Genomic DNA, 16,323 nt, shown 5'->3' with positions numbered 1-16,323 from the left:
ACTGAATTTCAGCCTCGGCTGAGTTGGCTATTTGCCTGACTACAGGTGGTATTCATGTTTGTCCTTTCGAAACAATCCGCGCTCGCGGCGATGTCCACGAGCCTGTTCGTTCTGCTGTGGAGCAGTGGTGCGATCTTCTCCAAATGGGGCCTGGCCCATGCCTCGCCCTTTGCTTTTCTATTGATTCGCTTTGTGATCGCCCTGTGCGGGCTGCTGCTGTTGACGCCGCTGCTCAAGTTGAAGCTGCCCAAGGGCGGCAGGCCGATGCTGTTTGCGATTGCAACGGGCCTGGTGTTGTTGGGCGCGTATCAGATTTTTTATCTGTTGGCGCTCAACACCAAAGTCACGCCGGGGGTGATGGCGACCATCATGGGTGTACAGCCGATCCTCACCGTGGTGTTGATGGAGCGGCAGCGCTCGGCGAGCCGGATGTTCGGTCTGGCGCTGGGCTTGGCGGGGCTGATCATGGTGGTTTACCAGGGCATCGGTCTGGCGGGGATGTCCTGGGCTGGCATGCTGTTTGGCCTGCTTGCACTGGCGAGCATGACTCTGGGTTCGATCATGCAGAAACGCATCACCGACAATCCCCTCGGCACGCTGCCGGTGCAATACCTGGCCGGACTGTTGTTGTGCGGGATATTTGTGCCGTTTCAACCGTTCCACTTTGAGCACAGCGCCGGTTTCATCGTGCCGGTGTTGTGGATGGGGCTGGTGGTGTCGGTGCTGGCGACGCTGTTGCTGTACCGCCTGATCGCTCGGGGCAACCTGGTGAACGTCACCAGTCTGTTCTATCTGGTGCCAGCGGTGACGGCGCTGATGGACTATCTGATTTTCGGCAATCGTCTGGCGGCGCTGAGTGTGCTGGGGATGCTGTTGATCATAGTTGGGCTGGCGTTTGTGTTCCGTAGAACTGCTTGAAAACCTTCAGGCCGCCCCGGGCATTTTCAGTGTCTGGGCCGGCCTCTTCGCGGGCAAGCCCGCTCCCACAATTGGAATGCATTCCTCCTGTGGGAGCGGGCTTGCTCGCGAAGACTGACTTATCAACGCCGCAAATCAGCGGGCTGTAGCTACAGCCGGCTTCAACACCAACCACAACGCCAGCGCAATCAACACCCCGCCGTACAAGTGAGCCATCGACAGCGGCTCATCCAGCAGCAACGCACCCCACAACACGCCGAACGCCGGGATCATGAAGGTGACGGTCATCGATTTGACCGGGCCGATGGAACTGAGCAAGCGGAAATAGATGATGTAGGCGAACGCCGTGCAACCCAGACCCAGGCCCAGCAGCGACAGCCAGACGTTCCACCCACCCCAGCTTGCCGGAGGGGCGGTGATCACGCTGTAGCCGAACAGCGGCAACAGAAACAGCGAAGCGCCGAGCATGCTGCCCACCGCCGAGAGACGACTGTCGAGTCCACCGCTGTGATCCAGCCAGCGTCGCGTAAGAAATCCGGCGAAACCGTAGCAGGTGGTGGCAAGCAGGCAGGCGAGGGCGCCCATCAGCAATGGCAGATCGAAAGCCACCGGCCCTGCACGCGTCAGCACACCGACACCGAACAAGCCGAGAAACACCCCAGTCAGCTTCGCGGCAGTGAGTTTTTCACTGAAAAACAGCCCGCCAATCAATACGCCCATCAACGGCGTGGTGGCGTTAAAGATTGCCGAGTAACCGGCGGGCAACACCTGCGCCGCGACCGAATACAGCGTTGCCGGAATCCCCGAATTGATCACGCCCAGCAACATCACGGTTTTAAGCTTGCCTTTGAAGTCCCAGCTGATGCGCATCAACCCGAGAATCACCAGCAGCCCGACGGCCGCTATCGACACCCGAAAGAACGCAGTCGGAATGGTGCCGATGACCGGCGCAATAATGCGCATGAACAGGAAACTCGCGCCCCAGATGGCGGCCAGCGACAGCATGCGGAAAATATCGACAGCGCTCACGATGGCACTCCTTCCTTGATCGGGACGAGAGTGTTGCCGAGCGCCCCGGCGATGGCAACCGCTAATCGGGCATTTAATTCGCTGCAGCGGGTTGCCTGGTGAAAAATGCCAGCGATGTGCGCTGGCGTTCCGGTTTTGGCAGAAATTGCACTTCACCTGCACCCGGTTCCGTGGCTAAGCTCAGGCACAGATTTCCACTTGCACGCCGAGGTCTCATCTATGCCGCAGCAATGGCCAGCCACCGACATCGCCCGCATGATCCTCGATGGCTTTGACGATTACCGCGAGCATTTCCGGCGGATCACCGACGGTGCGCGCGAGCGCTTCGAGCAGGCGCGCTGGCAGGAAACGCAGACCGCCTCGGCAGCGCGGATCAATCTTTACGAGGAAAAGGTCGGCGAAACCATCGCCCGCCTGCGCGAGCATTTCGACGACGAGACGTTGATGAATGTCGGCAGCTGGCCGTTGGTGAAAAGCGCCTACATCAGCGTGATCGACCTGCGCTTCGACGATGAGCTGTCCGAGACCTGGTACAACTCGATCTTCTGCGGGCTGTTCAGCCACGACCTGATCAGCGACGGCTGCATGTTCATCCACACCACCCGGCCGAGCCTGCGCCGCGCCCGGGCTGCGCAAACCCGCACCTACAAGCCGCAGGGCCAGTTGTCGTCGATGCTTGCGAGCATCTTTGCCGACTACCGTTTCAGCGAGGATTACGCCGATCTGCCCGGCGATCTGCAGCGCCTCGAAGCGCAACTGCGCGAGAATTTGCCGGACTGGGTGTGCAAGGATCCGGAGCTGAGCGTCGAGCTGTTTTCCTCGGTGCTGTACCGCAACAAAGGCGCCTATCTGGTCGGGCGCATCTACACCCGCGACGAGCAGTGGCCGCTGGTGATTCCGCTGCTGCACCGCGAAGGCCGCGGGATTCAGATCGACGCGCTGATCACCGACGAAGCCGATGTGTCGATCATCTTCTCTTTCACCCGTTCGTATTTCATGGTCGATGTGCCGGTGCCGGCCGAGTTCATCGGTTTCCTGCGGCGCATTCTGCCGGGCAAGCACATCGCCGAGCTGTACACCTCGATCGGCTTCTACAAACACGGCAAGTCCGAGTTCTACCGCGCGCTGATCAATCACCTGGCCAACACCGACGATCAGTTCATCATGGCGCCGGGCGTGCGTGGCATGGTCATGAGCGTATTCACCCTGCCGGGCTTCAACACCGTGTTCAAGATCATCAAGGACCGTTTCTCGCCGTCGAAAAACGTCGACCGGGCGACGGTGATCGAAAAATACCGATTGGTGAAAAGTGTCGACCGCGTCGGGCGCATGGCCGATACCCAGGAATTTGCCGACTTCCGTTTTCCACTGAGCAAGTTCGATCCGGCGTGCCTGGAAGAACTGCTGGAAGTCGCGCCGTCGACGGTCTCGGTCGAAGGCGACACGGTGCTGATCCGCCACTGCTGGACCGAGCGCCGCATGACCCCGCTCAACCTCTATCTGGACAACGCCAACGAAGCGCAGGTACGCGAGGCGCTGGAGGATTACGGGCTGGCGATCAAGCAACTGGCGGCGGCCAACATCTTCCCCGGCGACATGTTGCTGAAGAACTTCGGCGTCACCCGTCACGGGCGGGTGGTGTTTTACGATTACGACGAGATTTGTTTCCTGACCGAAGCCAACTTTCGCCACATCCCCGCGCCGCGCACCCCCGAGGACGAAATGGCTTCCGAGCCGTGGTATTCGATCGGGCCGCTGGATGTGTTCCCGGAAGAGTTTCCGCCGTTCCTGTTCGCCGATGCCGGGCAGCGCAAACTGTTCGATCAACTGCACGGCGAGCTGTACAACGCCGATTACTGGAAGGGTCTGCAGGAGGCGATTCGCGCCGGCAAAGTCATCGACGTGTTCCCTTACCGCCGCAAAGGACTGGATAACGAATAACCCGTTGTCACCTCAATCCTGTAGGAGCTGCCGCAGGCTGCGATCTTTTGACTTTGATTTTTAAAAACAAGATCAAAAGATCGCAGCCTGCGGCAGCTCCTACAGGGGAAGCAGGTCAATCGAGAGCAAATCTGCGACAATCGGCCCCCTGCACATATAGACGACCGAATTGCGTACCCGATGACCGACGAATCGCCCTCCATCGACAAACTGCTGAAAAACCTTGATCACGCCATGCTCGCCGACCGTCATCGGCTGCGGCGGCAGTTGCTCGAGCTGCGCAAGAAACCCGACGAGGCCAAACTGGCCCAGTGGGTGACGCGCCTGCAGGCGTCCAGTGATCAGGTGCTGGCGCGCCGTGCCAGCCTGCCGGTGATTCGTTACGACGACAGCCTGCCAATCGCCGCCAAGCGCGATGAGATCAAGGCTGCGCTGGAGAAGCATCAGGTCCTGATCATCGCCGGCGAAACCGGTTCGGGTAAAACCACCCAGTTGCCGAAAATCTGTCTTGAAATCGGTCGCGGTCAGCATGGCTTGATCGGCCACACCCAGCCGCGCCGAATCGCGGCACGCAGTGTGGCCAGTCGGGTCGCTGAAGAACTCGGTACGCCACTGGGCGCGCTGGTCGGCTATCAGGTGCGCTTCGAGGATCAAAGCGATGCCAACACCCTGATCAAACTGATGACCGACGGCATCCTGCTGGCGGAAACCCAGAACGATCGCTACCTCGAACGCTACGACACGATCATCGTCGACGAAGCCCACGAACGCAGCCTGAACATCGATTTCCTGCTCGGTTACCTGAAAACCCTGCTGCCGCGTCGCCCGGATCTGAAGGTCATCATCACTTCGGCGACCATCGATCTGGAGCGCTTCTCCAAGCATTTCGATGACGCGCCGATTGTCGAGGTGTCCGGCCGCACCTTCCCGGTTGAAACCTGGTATCGCCCGCTGACGCTTGAGCAGGATGAAGAAGGCAACCGCGTCGAAGACGACCTGACCGTGGATCAAGCAATCCTCGCCACCCTCGATGAGATCGCCGCCTACGAACGCAGCGAACGCCGCAGTCCCGGCGATGTGCTGGTGTTCCTGCCCGGCGAACGCGAGATTCGCGACGCTGCCGACATGCTGCGCAAGGCCCAGCTCAAACACACGGAAATCCTGCCGCTGTACGCGCGCCTGTCGCCGGCTGAACAGCAGCGGATTTTCCAGTCGCATCCGGGGCGGCGCGTGGTGCTGGCGACCAACGTCGCTGAGACCTCGTTGACCGTGCCGGGCATCCGTTACGTTATCGACAGCGGCACCGCACGCATCAGCCGCTACAGCTATCGCGCCAAGGTGCAGCGCCTGCCGATCGAAGCGATTTCCCAGGCCAGTGCCAATCAGCGTAAAGGTCGTTGCGGCCGGGTTGAACCAGGGATTTGCGTGCGGCTGTACAGCGAGGAAGATTTCCTCGGTCGCCCGGAATTCACTGACCCGGAAATTCTGCGCACCAACCTTGCCGCCGTGATCCTGCAGATGCTGCACCTGCGCCTCGGTGAGATCACCGCGTTCCCGTTCATCGAGCCGCCGGACGGCAAGGCGATCAGCGACGGTTTCAACCTGCTGCAAGAACTCTCGGCGGTGGATCGCAACAGTCAGCTGACCCCGCTCGGGCGCCAGTTGGCGCGCCTGCCGGTGGACCCGCGCATGGGCCGCATGCTGCTGGAAGCGGCAAAACTCGGCAGCTTGCAGGAAGTGCTGATCGTCGCCAGCGCCATATCGATTCAGGACCCGCGCGAGCGTCCGCCGGAGCGTCAGCAAGCAGCCGATCAGGCCCACGCACAATGGAAAGACAGCGATTCGGACTTCGCCGGACTGGTCAATCTGTGGCGCGGTTTTGAAGAGCAGCGTCAGACGCTGACCGCCAGTCCGCTGCGCAACTGGTGCCGGAAGAATTTCCTCAACTACCTGCGTCTGCGCGAGTGGCGTGATTCCCATCGCCAGTTGAGTCTGATCTGCCGCGACATGCAGTTGAGCCTCAACAAGGAACCGGCGGATTACCCGAAACTGCACAAAGCGGTGCTGGTCGGCCTGCTCAGTCAGATCGGCCAGAAAACCGAAGACGGCGATTACCTCGGTGCCCGGCAACGGCGCTTCTGGATTCACCCGTCGTCGGGCATCGGCAAGAAGCGCCCGCAGTGGTTGATGACCGCCGAACTGGTGGAAACCACCAAGCTCTATGCGCGCATGGTCGCCAAGATCGACGCCGACTGGATCGAGCCGCTGGCCGGGCACCTGATCAAGAAAAACCACTTCGAACCGCACTGGGAGAAGAAGCGCGGCCAGGTCGTGGCCTACGAGCAGATCACCCTGTTCGGGCTGATCGTGGTCGGTCGCCGTCCTGTGCATTACGGCCCGGTGGATCCGGTGGTGTCGCGTGAGCTGTTTATCCGTGAAGGTCTAGTGCGTGGCGAGATTCAGTCGAAAGCCAAATGCCTGAGCGCCAACAAACAATTGCTCGAACAGCTCGACGAACTGGAAGCCAAGGCCCGGCGCCGCGACATTCTCGCTGACGAAGAGACCCTGTACGCGTTCTACGATGCGCGGTTGCCGGCGGAGATTCACCAGACCGCGACCTTCGACAGTTGGTATCGGGTCAACAGCCAGAAGAACCCACAGCTGCTGATCATGCGCGAAGAGGACGTGCTGGCCCGCGAGGCCAGCGAAGTCACCGCGCGCGACTATCCAGACACGCTGCACATCGGCGATCTGGAACTGGCGCTCAGTTATCACTTCGAACCCAATCACCCGCGCGACGGCGTGACCCTGCGCGTGCCGGCACCGCTGCTGCCGATGCTGCCACCGGAACGTCTGGAATGGCTGGTGCCGGGGCTGATCGAGGCCAAGTGCATTGCGCTGGTGCGCAATCTGCCGAAAGCCTTGCGCAAGAACTTCGTGCCGGTGCCGGATTTCATCAAGGCGGCGTTGCAGCGCATGACCTTCGCTGAAGGCTCATTGCCGCAAGCGCTCGGTCGCGAGTTGCTGCGCATGACCGGTGCGCGCGTCAGCGATGAAGCATGGGCGGAAGCCGCGCAGCAGGTCGAAAGCCATCTGCGGATGAACCTGGAAATCGTCGACGGCCAGGGCAAGTTCCTCGGCGAGGGCCGCGACCTGGCCGAGCTGACCGCGCGTTTTGCCGAAGCCAGCCAGGCGGCTTTGGCCGTGCCGCAGAGTGCGAAAAGTCAGCAACCGGTGGAGGCCAAGGTCTTCGCCCCGGTGGCGGAAAAGACTCAGCAGAAGATTGCCGGCCTGTCGATGACGGTGTATCCGGCGCTGGTGGAAGAGGGCGGCACGGTCAAGGAAGGGCGGTTTTCGACCCCGGCCGAAGCCGAATTCCAGCATCGCCGCGCCTTGCAGCGGCTGCTGCTGCAGCAACTGGCGGAACCGGCGAAGTTCCTGCGCAGCAAACTGCCGGGCATCACCGAGTTGGGCCTGCTCTATCGCGAGTTGGGCCGAGTGGATGCGCTGGTCGAAGACATTCTGCTGGCCAGTCTCGACAGCTGCATTCTGGAAGGCGAAGACCCGTTACCCCGTGACGGTGCCGGGCTGGCGGCATTGGCTGAACGCAAACGCGGCAGCTGGACCGAACACGCCGAGCGCGTGGCACGGTTGACGCTGGAGATCCTCAAGCTGTGGCACGGCCTGCAAAAACGCTTCAAGGGCAAGATCGATCTGGCTCAGGCTGTGGCGCTGAATGACATCAAGCAGCAAATCAGCCATCTGGTGTATCCGGGGTTTGTCCGGGAAACGCCGATGCAATGGCTCAAGGAGCTGCCGCGCTATCTGAAGGCGGTCGAGCAGCGTTTCGAGAAACTCGGTGCGCAAGTACAGAAGGATCGCGTCTGGAGCGGTGAACTGGCCGGCCTCTGGGTGCAATACCAGACCCGCGCGGCGAAACATGCCCAGGAAGGCAAGCGCGATCCGCAGCTGGAGTTGTACCGCTGGTGGCTGGAGGAATACCGGGTGTCGCTGTTCGCCCAGCAGTTGGGAACGAAAGTGCCGATCTCGGACAAGCGGCTGAGCAAGCAGTGGAGTCAGGTCGAGGCTTGAACCCGCGACAGGCAAGGACTTTGTAGGAGCTGCCGAAGGCTGCGATCTTTTGATTTTGCTTTTTAAAGGATCAAGATCAAAAGATCGCAGCCTTCGGCAGCTCCTACAGGGAGTGCGTTTAGCGGGAGAGGCGCCAAAACCTTGGGTTTATGGCAAACTTCGCGACCATAAACGCCGGTTTCGTGACCCAGAGCCTTCGGCCGGGTCACGTGGCGGAATAAAGCGATGCCAGGTCAGCGTCCCCGGACGGGAACAGACCCTTTGTGTGTTGGTACGTCGGTGCCAGCGCTTTCTGCCTGAACAGATTAGAGAAACGACCATGCATAACGTCGTCATCAGCGGCACCGGCCTGTACACCCCGGCCAACAGCATTTCCAACGAAGAGCTGGTGCAGTCTTTCAATACCTACGTCGCGCAGTTCAACGCCGACAACGCCGATGCCATCGCCCGCGGTGAAGTCCAGGCGCTGACTGAATCCAGCGCCGCGTTCATCGAAAAGGCCTCTGGCATCAAGAGCCGCTTTGTCATGGACAAGGATGGCATTCTCGATCCGCGACGCATGGCCCCGCGTCTGCCGGAGCGTTCCAACGACGAATGGTCGGTCCTCTGCCAGATGGCCATCGGCGCCGCCGAACAGGCGTTGCAACGTGCCGGCAAGACCGCCGCCGACATCGACGGCGTGATCGTCGCCTGCTCCAATCTGCAGCGCGCCTACCCGGCCATCGCCATCGAAGTCCAGGAAGCACTGGGCATTCAGGGCTTCGGTTTCGACATGAACGTGGCCTGCTCCTCGGCGACTTTCGGCATTCAGGCTGCGGCCAACAGCGTGCAACTGGGTCAGGCCCGGGCGATCCTGATGGTCAACCCTGAAGTCTGCACCGGTCACCTGAACTTCCGCGACCGCGACAGCCACTTCATCTTCGGCGACGCCGCGACGGCAGTCATCATCGAACGCGCTGACCTGGCGACCTCCAAGTACCAGTTCGACGTGGTCAGCACCAAACTGCTGACCAAGTTCTCTAACAACATTCGCAACAACTTCGGTTTCCTCAATCGCGCCGCGGAAGAGGGCATCGGTGCCCGTGACAAACTGTTCGTGCAGGAAGGCCGCAAGGTGTTCAAGGATGTCTGCCCGATGGTTGCCGAACTGATCGGTGAGCATCTGGAAGAGAACAAACTCAACGTCGGCGACGTCAAGCGCTTCTGGCTGCACCAGGCCAACCTGAGCATGAACCACCTGATCGTGCGCAAGCTGCTGGGTCGTGAAGCCACCGAAGAAGAAGCCCCGGTGATTCTCGACACCTACGCCAACACCAGCTCTGCCGGCTCGGTGATTGCCTTCCACAAATATCAGGACGATCTGGCCGCCGGTTCGCTGGCCGTGCTGAGCTCGTTCGGCGCCGGTTACTCGATCGGCAGCGTGATTCTGCGCAAGCGCTGAGTGCGCCTGAAAAGATCGCAGCCTGCGGCAGCTCCTACACTAATCTCTGTAGGAGCTGCCGCAGGCTGCGATCTTTTGCTTTCGACCATCTGAAAACGAGGCGCGCATGGCCGCAACGGACGACACCCAACTGCTCGAACGCCTGTTGGCCGGTGAGCAAAGAGCTTTCAAGGAACTGGTCAGTACCTACCAGAGCGCCATGCGCGCCGTGGCTTACGCGATTGTCGGCCAGCGCCATGTCGAAGAAGTGGTGCAGGACGCCTGGCTTTCGGTGGTGCGCCACATCGGTAGCTTCGAGGGCCGTTCCAGTCTCAAGACCTGGCTGCTGACCATCACTGCCAACTCGGCCAAGAGCCGCTACAAACAAAATCGTCGCGAAGTCTTGATGGATGACCTGCCGTCACCCCACGGCACCATCGACGATGATCGCTTTTCTCCCGGTGACGGTCATTGGCTGGTGGCGCCGTTCGCCTGGCATCAGGACACGCCGGAAGCCTTGCTGACGGAAAGCGAATTGCGCGACTGCCTGGAGCACACCTTGCTCAGCCTGTCGGAACTGCAAAGCAGTGTTTTGCTGCTGCGCGAGCGTCAGGGCCTGGAGCTGGAGGAGATCTGTAATCTTCTGGAGATCTCGCTCTCCAATGTCCGTGTGCTGCTGCATCGTGCGCGGCTGAAAGTCTTCGCCACGGTGGAGCATTTTGAGGAGACCGGCGAATGCTGACCTGCAAGGAACAAGTAGCGCGCTCCAGCGATTACCTCGATGGCCAGTTGAGCTTTCGCGAGAGACTGTTGGTGCGCCATCACCTGATGTTCTGCCCTAACTGCCGGCGTTTCATTCGCCAGATGCGTTTGATGCAGGCCACGTTGAAGGCGATGCCGGAGAAAACCGAGGCGGGTATTGACGCTTTGGCCGAACGCCTGGCCGAGCAACGCCGCAAAGATAATCTCCTGTAGGAGCTGCCGCAGGCTGCGATCTTTTGATCTTGTTTTCAAGGATCAAAAGATCGCAGCCTTCGGCAGCTCCTACATGTTTTTTGCATCCTGCAAAAAATAGCCCGACGCGGATGAAACGAACGGATGATGGGGATCGTCCCGCCCGCGTCAGGCTACAGGTGACGCTTTTTAGAACTTCGCTTCCGCGTCCAGCTGCAGGGTATTGGTGTCTGCGTCACGCTGGGTACGGCTGGAGAAGTCGGCCTTGGTCAGGAAGTAGGTGGCGCCGATGGCGAAGTTCTTGTCGATGTCGTAACCGACCTTGAACTTGTGGCCGCGCGAACCGGTGGTGCCGTTGGCGAAGTCGGAGTCGGTGAACGCGCCGACCACGGCGTCACGCTGTACGTCACGATAGTTGTAGTCCAGGTTCAGGCCGAAGACTTTCGACTTGGCGCCGACCAGCCACGCAGTGTCGGCATCGGTCACCGCATCGTTGTTCTTCACGTACTGGCCGTAGAACGACAGCGGCATTGGCAAACCACCGATATCGATCTGGCTGAAACCCTCGTACAGACGGAATTCGTTGTTGGCCGAGTTGCCGTTGACCGACAGTGCGCACGGTGTGGACGTCCCGGTGCAACGGCTGTCCTCGTCGTTCTGGTAGGCGTAGACGCTGCCGCCCAGGGTCAGTTTCAGGTTGTCGGTGATCGCGAAGCGGCTGCCCAACTGGCCAGCGGTCAGGCGCAGGTCGTGGCGAAATTGCACGCCTTCGCCGTCGACGTTGTCCTTGAGGGTGTAGTTACCCAGGCTGCCGAACAGTTCGGCGCTGCTGCCCAGCGGGTATTTGTAGGTCACGGCCAGACCTTCCGGGTTGATGTCGCTGTCCCAGATCACATCGCCCATGCTGACCCACGGTTGCAGCATCTTGCCGCCGATCACGTGCAGGTTCTTGATGGCATCGGGGTGGTAGTCGATGTAACCCAGATCGAGCCAGATCTGCTTCTTGTCGAAGTAGTTGTCCATGTCCTGGTTGGTCGAACGGGCATCGTCACCGCCGCCGGTGGCAATACGGATACCGGTGTCGACTTGCGGGTTGATCTCGGTGTAGGCGCCGAGGCGGGCACGGATACGCTGGCGATCCTTGTCGCGACCACCGTTGTTGGATTCACCGTCGATCTTGACGGTCTCCTGACGGATACGCACATCACCCTTGAACTGGGTCTTGGCGGCCCAGGCAAGTTTCTGGTCGAAGGAGCTCAGCTCATTGGTTTTCTTCGCGGTTGCCGCGATTTGCTCGTTGGTCTCTTGCTGCGCCTGCTGCGCGATTTGCTGAGCCTTCTGATCCTTGGCCAGTTCAGTTTGCAGTTCAATGTACTGCGCCTGGGAAATGGAACCGTTAGCCTTGAGCATGTCGAGCAGTTTGGCGTCGACTGCAGCACTGGCCGGAACGCTCATGGCCAGCAACAGGCCACCGCACAGGGCCGCCGCAGTTTTCGTGGAAGCAAGACGCATAGCAATCTCCGAAGATGAGAGGGATGGCTGAACCATCCTGGGCACACCGACGCGCACGTCGGAAAACAGTGTCCGGGTAGAACCCGGCGCTCTAAAAACAGGAGCGAGTATCGCGATGGTTTATGACAGAGCAGTGGCTAAGTGATGTCATGTCGATGACGATGCAAAGTCTTCGTGAACTCTTGAGCCAGAGCACTGTCGCCCGAATGAGCGTGTGCAATGGAAGCTGATCAGCGATACTCGCGGGGCTTTGACGCCAAGATGTGGAGAGCCAGTTGATGCCGTTGCAACGTGTGCAAAACCTGTCAGAAATCGCCCCCGCGACCTGGGATGCGCTGGTGCCCGAGAACCAGCCGTTTCTGCGCCATGCGTTCCTCGGCACACTCGAAGACAGTGGCAGCGTCGGCCCGCACACCGGCTGGCAACCCGAGCATCTGCTGCATGTTGAAAGCGATCGGTTGATCGCCGCGCTGCCCAGTTATCGCAAATGGCATTCCTACGGCGAGTACGTCTTTGATCACGGTTGGGCCGATGCCTGCGCCCGTGCCGGGATCGATTACTACCCCAAGCTGCTGACAGCGGTGCCGTTCAGTCCGGTCAGTGGCCCGCGCTTGCTGGCGGCGAATGTCGAGGACGGATTCGAACTGCTCAAGAGCCTGCCGGGTTATCTGGAAATCGAAGAACTTTCCAGCGCACACATCAATTTCACCGACCCGTTCACCGACGCCGCCATAGCCGAGCAACCGGGCTGGCTGCAACGTATCGGCTGTCAGTATCACTGGCAGAATCGCGGTTATCGGGACTTCCAGGATTTTCTCGACGCGCTCAGTTCGCGCAAGCGCAAGCAAATGCGTAAAGAGCGCGAGCAAGTGGCGGGGCAGGGCTTCGAATTCGAATGGCTGGAAGGGCGTGAGCTGGATGAATCGCAATGGGATTTTGTCTACGCCTGCTATGCCAACACCTACGCCGTGCGCCGCCAGGCGCCGTACCTGACGCGCGAGTTTTTCAGTCTGCTGGCTGCGCGGATGCCGGAGGCGATTCGGGTGGTCTTCGCCAGACAGGGTTCACGGCCGGTGGCGATGGCCTTCAGTCTGGTCGGGGGTGACAGCTTCTATGGACGCTATTGGGGATGTCTGGCCGAGTTTGACCGGCTGCATTTCGAGACGTGTTTCTATCAGGGCATGGATTACGCGATCGCCCAGGGGTATCAGCGCTTCGATGCGGGGGCCCAGGGGGAACATAAACTGATTCGCGGTTTTGAACCGGTCATCACCCACTCGTGGCACTACCTGCGCCATCCCGGGTTGAAAGCGGCGGTGAAGGATTTTCTGCAGCAAGAGCGCGCTGGCGTCCTTGCGTACGCCGAGGAAGCCAGATCAGCCTTGCCCTACCGCCAAGCCTAGATCCCTGTAGGAGCTGCCGGAGGCTGCGATCTTTTGCTCTTTAAAAGTCAAAAGATCGCAACCTCCGGCAGCTCCTACAGGGGAGGTGGTGGTTTCAGGATTCCTCTTTACCCAGCCAGCGATAGATTCCGCCGCCCACCACCGCGCCCAGCAGCGGCGCGACCCAGAACATCCACAACTGCGCGATCGCCCAGCCGCCGACCATCAGCGCCGGCCCAGTGCTGCGCGCCGGGTTGACCGAGGTGTTGGTGACCGGGATCGAGATCAGGTGAATCAACGTCAGACCCAGGCCGATGGCGATCGGTGCAAGGCCCGCCGGAGCGCGTTTGTCGGTAGCGCCGAGGATGATGATCACGAACATGGCGGTCATCACCAGTTCGGTGACAAAGCCTGCGGCCATCGAGTATTTGCCCGGTGAGTGCTCGCCATACCCGTTGGAGGCCAGACCTGCGGCAATATCGAAACCCTCCTTGCCGCTGGCAATGTGCGCAATCAGCGCCGCGGCGAGAATCGCGCCGAGCACCTGTGCGATGATATAGGCGGGCAACTCTTTGGCCGGAAACCGGCCGCCAACGAACAGACCGACCGAGACGGCCGGGTTGAGATGACATCCGCTGATGTGGCCAATGGCGAACGCCATGGTCAGCACCGTCAGACCAAACGCCAGGGCCACCCCCAGCACTCCAATGCCCAAGGGCGAAGACGCAGCGAGCACTGCACTGCCGCATCCACCCAGAACCAGCCAGAACGTACCCAACAACTCAGTGACTGAACGTTTGAACAGAGACATGAGAGAGTCCTTGATAGGCGTGCTATCGAGACTGTATCGAGTTGTGCTTCCTTGCAGATTTACGACAGGCTCCCTGCTGGAGCCTTGGCTGAGTACAGCAGGCTTTGGATGGATTGCCAGCAGCCATGAAAAAACCGCCAGAGCCCGTGGTTGGCGGGCTGGGGCGGTTTTTTGGCGGACAAACATTGTGTGGCGAGGGAGCTTGCTCCCGCTGGACAGCGAAGCTGTCCCAAAACTATCTGCACCGGTAGTGTCAGACTCGCACAGTTGGCGGGCTTTGCGCCTGCTGCGCAGTCGAGCGGGAGCAAGCTCCCTCGCCACAAAAGTTCACAAAGTCAGATTTTTTGTGATCAATCGATGCCGACAAATCCTCCGGTCTGGTGCGCCCACAACCGCGCATACAACCCGCGATGCGCCAGCAGTTCGGCGTGGGTGCCGCTCTCGGCGATCTTGCCGTTTTCCAGCACCACCAGCCGATCCATGCGGGCGATGGTCGAGAGGCGGTGAGCGATGGCGATCACGGTTTTGCCTTGCATCAGGGTTTCCAGGCTTTCCTGAATCGCCGCTTCGACCTCCGAGTCGAGTGCCGAGGTCGCTTCGTCCATGATCAGGATCGGCGCGTCCTTGAGCAGCACCCGGGCAATCGCGATGCGCTGGCGCTGGCCGCCGGACAGTTTCACCCCGCGCTCGCCGACGTGCGCATCGAAACCGGTGCGGCCCTCGGCGTCCGACAGCAACGGAATGAACTCGTCGGCGCGAGCCTTGTGCACCGCATCCCAGAGTTCGGCGTCGGTGGCGTCAGGCTTGCCGTACAGCAAGTTGTCGCGGATCGAGCGGTGTAGCAGGGAGGTGTCCTGCGTGATCATGCCGATCCGTGCGCGAAGGCTTTCCTGGCCGACTTCGGCGATGTTCTGCCCATCGATCAGGATCCGTCCGCCCTCGACGTCGTACAGGCGCAGCAGCAGGTTGACCAATGTCGATTTGCCGGCGCCGGACGGCCCGATCAAGCCGATTTTCTCGCCCGGTTTGATGGTCAGGTTGAGGTCGCCAATGATGCCTTTCTTCTTGCCGTAGTGAAAATCCACATGCTCGAAACGCACTTCGCCACGGGCCACCGCCAGTGGTTTGGCCTGTTCGCGATCAGTGACGCTGACCGGTTGCGAAATGGTCTGCAGACCGTCCTGGACCATGCCGATGTTTTCGAAGATGCCGGTGACCACCCACATGATCCAGCCGGACATGTTGACGATGCGAATCACCAGACCCGTAGCCAGCGCGATAGCGCCGACCGTGATCAACGACTGCGTCCACAGCCACAGCGCCAGCGCGGTGGTGCCGACGATCAGCAGGCCGTTCATGGCGGTGATTGCCACGTCCATGCTGGTCACCACGCGGCCGGCCATCTGCGCCTTGACCGTCTGTTCCTCAATGGCTTCCCTGGCGTAATGCTGTTCAAAGTTGGTGTGGGCAAACAGCTTCAGTGTGGCGATGTTGGTGTAGCCGTCGACGATCCGCCCCATCAGTTTCGAGCGCGCATCGGAGGCCTCCACCGAGCGATCCTTGACCCGTGGCACGAAGTAATACAGGGCGCCGATATAGGCGGCGATCCACGTCAGCAGCGGGATCATCAGGCGCCAGTCGGCTTCGGCGAACAGCACCAGCGAACTGATCGCGTAGATCACCACATGCCACAACGCGTCGACCGCTTGCACGGCGGAGTCACGCAGCGAGTTGCCGGTCTGCATGATGCGTTGGGCGATGCGCCCGGCGAAGTCGTTCTGGAAGAAATTCAGGCTCTGTTTGAGCACATAGCTGTGATTCTGCCAGCGGATCATGCTGGTCATCCCCGGGCTCAGGGTCTGGTGCACCAGCAGGTCGTGCAGGCCGAAAAAGATCGGCCGCAGTACCAGCGCAACCACCACCATCCACGTCAGTTCGAGGGCGTGGTCGCTGAAGAAATTCGGGTTGGGCGTGCCTTGGGCCAGGTCGATGATGCGGCTCAGGTAACTGAACAGCGCCACTTCGATCAACGCAGCAAACAGGCCGACCACCAACAGAGCGGCAAAGCTCGGCCAGACTTGTTTCAGGTAATAGGTATAGAAGGGCAGCACGCGATTGGGCGGAGCCGCCGTCGGAGCGTCGCGGAATATGTCGATCAGTTGTTCGAAACGGCGATAGAGCATCAGATAACCGCCCGGAGGCCGGGCTCTCCTTTTATCGGTGTGAGCGGCGTGGTTTCAGGCCAGCGCCGCTCGAAACGCCCT

General features: G+C 60.5%; 11 protein-coding genes. 7 read left to right on the top strand and 4 right to left on the bottom strand.

All coding sequences use genetic code 11. The features are described 5' to 3' along the window. Positions 1-54 precede the first annotated feature (54 nt). Positions 55-918: a DMT family transporter gene (locus AB1J88_RS13555; protein ID WP_222015985.1), complete on the top strand. Its 864-nt coding sequence runs from the start codon at positions 55-57 to the stop codon at positions 916-918. A gap of 135 nt (positions 919-1,053) precedes the next feature. On the opposite strand, the gene AB1J88_RS13550 is transcribed toward AB1J88_RS13555, so the two are convergent. After that, a complete protein-coding gene (locus tag AB1J88_RS13550; RefSeq protein WP_086791982.1) occupies positions 1,054-1,947 on the bottom strand; it encodes a DMT family transporter in 894 nt (297 codons plus the stop codon). A 219-nt stretch (positions 1,948-2,166) separates the two neighbouring features. Between AB1J88_RS13550 and aceK the strand changes: the two genes are divergently transcribed. The 5 genes from aceK to AB1J88_RS13525 all read left to right on the top strand — a co-directional run bounded on the left by aceK (position 2,167) and on the right by AB1J88_RS13525 (position 10,375). Beyond that, entirely contained in the window at positions 2,167-3,888 is a 1,722-nt protein-coding gene (gene aceK / locus AB1J88_RS13545; RefSeq protein WP_135295161.1) for a bifunctional isocitrate dehydrogenase kinase/phosphatase, read from the top strand. A 180-nt stretch (positions 3,889-4,068) separates the two neighbouring features. Next, positions 4,069-7,980 carry an ATP-dependent RNA helicase HrpA gene (gene hrpA, locus AB1J88_RS13540; RefSeq protein ID WP_430291254.1) on the top strand — a complete coding sequence of 1,304 codons (3,912 nt, stop codon included), beginning with the start codon at positions 4,069-4,071 and terminating at the stop codon, positions 7,978-7,980. 319 nt (positions 7,981-8,299) lie between these two features. After that, positions 8,300-9,421 carry a beta-ketoacyl-ACP synthase III gene (locus tag AB1J88_RS13535; RefSeq protein WP_041070278.1) on the top strand — a complete coding sequence of 374 codons (1,122 nt, stop codon included), beginning with the start codon at positions 8,300-8,302 and terminating at the stop codon, positions 9,419-9,421. Positions 9,422-9,527: 106 nt separating this feature from the next. Continuing rightward, positions 9,528-10,142 (top strand): RNA polymerase sigma factor, encoded by a 615-nt coding sequence (locus AB1J88_RS13530; RefSeq protein WP_086791978.1) that lies wholly within the window; start codon positions 9,528-9,530, stop codon positions 10,140-10,142. Then, positions 10,136-10,375, top strand: coding sequence for an anti-sigma factor family protein (locus AB1J88_RS13525; RefSeq protein WP_222015977.1), 240 nt, complete (start codon positions 10,136-10,138; stop codon positions 10,373-10,375). The genes AB1J88_RS13530 and AB1J88_RS13525 overlap by 7 nt, the downstream gene beginning before the upstream one ends. A gap of 168 nt (positions 10,376-10,543) precedes the next feature. Here AB1J88_RS13525 and AB1J88_RS13520 read toward each other — a convergent pair whose 3' ends face one another. After that, a complete protein-coding gene (locus AB1J88_RS13520) occupies positions 10,544-11,866 on the bottom strand; it encodes a putative porin (RefSeq protein WP_007966005.1) in 1,323 nt (440 codons plus the stop codon). 278 nt (positions 11,867-12,144) lie between these two features. Here AB1J88_RS13520 and AB1J88_RS13515 point away from each other — a divergent pair, with 278 nt between their 5' ends. Beyond that, a complete protein-coding gene (locus AB1J88_RS13515) occupies positions 12,145-13,269 on the top strand; it encodes a GNAT family N-acetyltransferase (protein WP_430291253.1) in 1,125 nt (374 codons plus the stop codon). Positions 13,270-13,363: 94 nt separating this feature from the next. Here AB1J88_RS13515 and aqpZ read toward each other — a convergent pair whose 3' ends face one another. Next, complete coding sequence (aqpZ, locus tag AB1J88_RS13510; protein ID WP_041070268.1) at positions 13,364-14,059, bottom strand: aquaporin Z; 696 nt, start codon at positions 14,057-14,059, stop codon at positions 13,364-13,366. A 350-nt stretch (positions 14,060-14,409) separates the two neighbouring features. Then, positions 14,410-16,242 (bottom strand): ABC transporter ATP-binding protein, encoded by a 1,833-nt coding sequence (locus AB1J88_RS13505; RefSeq protein ID WP_047292369.1) that lies wholly within the window; start codon positions 16,240-16,242, stop codon positions 14,410-14,412. Positions 16,243-16,323 lie beyond the last annotated feature (81 nt).

The organism is Pseudomonas sp. S8 (genome assembly GCF_050473925.1).
Lineage (GTDB): Bacteria > Pseudomonadota > Gammaproteobacteria > Pseudomonadales > Pseudomonadaceae > Aquipseudomonas > Aquipseudomonas parakoreensis.
This window is presented reverse-complemented; position numbering and strand designations above follow the sequence as displayed.

Coding starts and splice junctions, on each gene's coding strand:
- AB1J88_RS13515 (WP_430291253.1), top strand. CDS start 12,145: ATGCCGTTGCAACGTGTGCAAAACCTGTCAGAAATCGCCCCCGCGACC.
- aqpZ (WP_041070268.1), bottom strand. CDS start 14,059: ATGTCTCTGTTCAAACGTTCAGTCACTGAGTTGTTGGGTACGTTCTGG.
- AB1J88_RS13555 (WP_222015985.1), top strand. CDS start 55: ATGTTTGTCCTTTCGAAACAATCCGCGCTCGCGGCGATGTCCACGAGC.
- AB1J88_RS13530 (WP_086791978.1), top strand. CDS start 9,528: ATGGCCGCAACGGACGACACCCAACTGCTCGAACGCCTGTTGGCCGGT.
- AB1J88_RS13505 (WP_047292369.1), bottom strand. CDS start 16,242: ATGCTCTATCGCCGTTTCGAACAACTGATCGACATATTCCGCGACGCT.
- aceK (WP_135295161.1), top strand. CDS start 2,167: ATGCCGCAGCAATGGCCAGCCACCGACATCGCCCGCATGATCCTCGAT.
- AB1J88_RS13525 (WP_222015977.1), top strand. CDS start 10,136: ATGCTGACCTGCAAGGAACAAGTAGCGCGCTCCAGCGATTACCTCGAT.
- AB1J88_RS13535 (WP_041070278.1), top strand. CDS start 8,300: ATGCATAACGTCGTCATCAGCGGCACCGGCCTGTACACCCCGGCCAAC.
- AB1J88_RS13520 (WP_007966005.1), bottom strand. CDS start 11,866: ATGCGTCTTGCTTCCACGAAAACTGCGGCGGCCCTGTGCGGTGGCCTG.
- hrpA (WP_430291254.1), top strand. CDS start 4,069: ATGACCGACGAATCGCCCTCCATCGACAAACTGCTGAAAAACCTTGAT.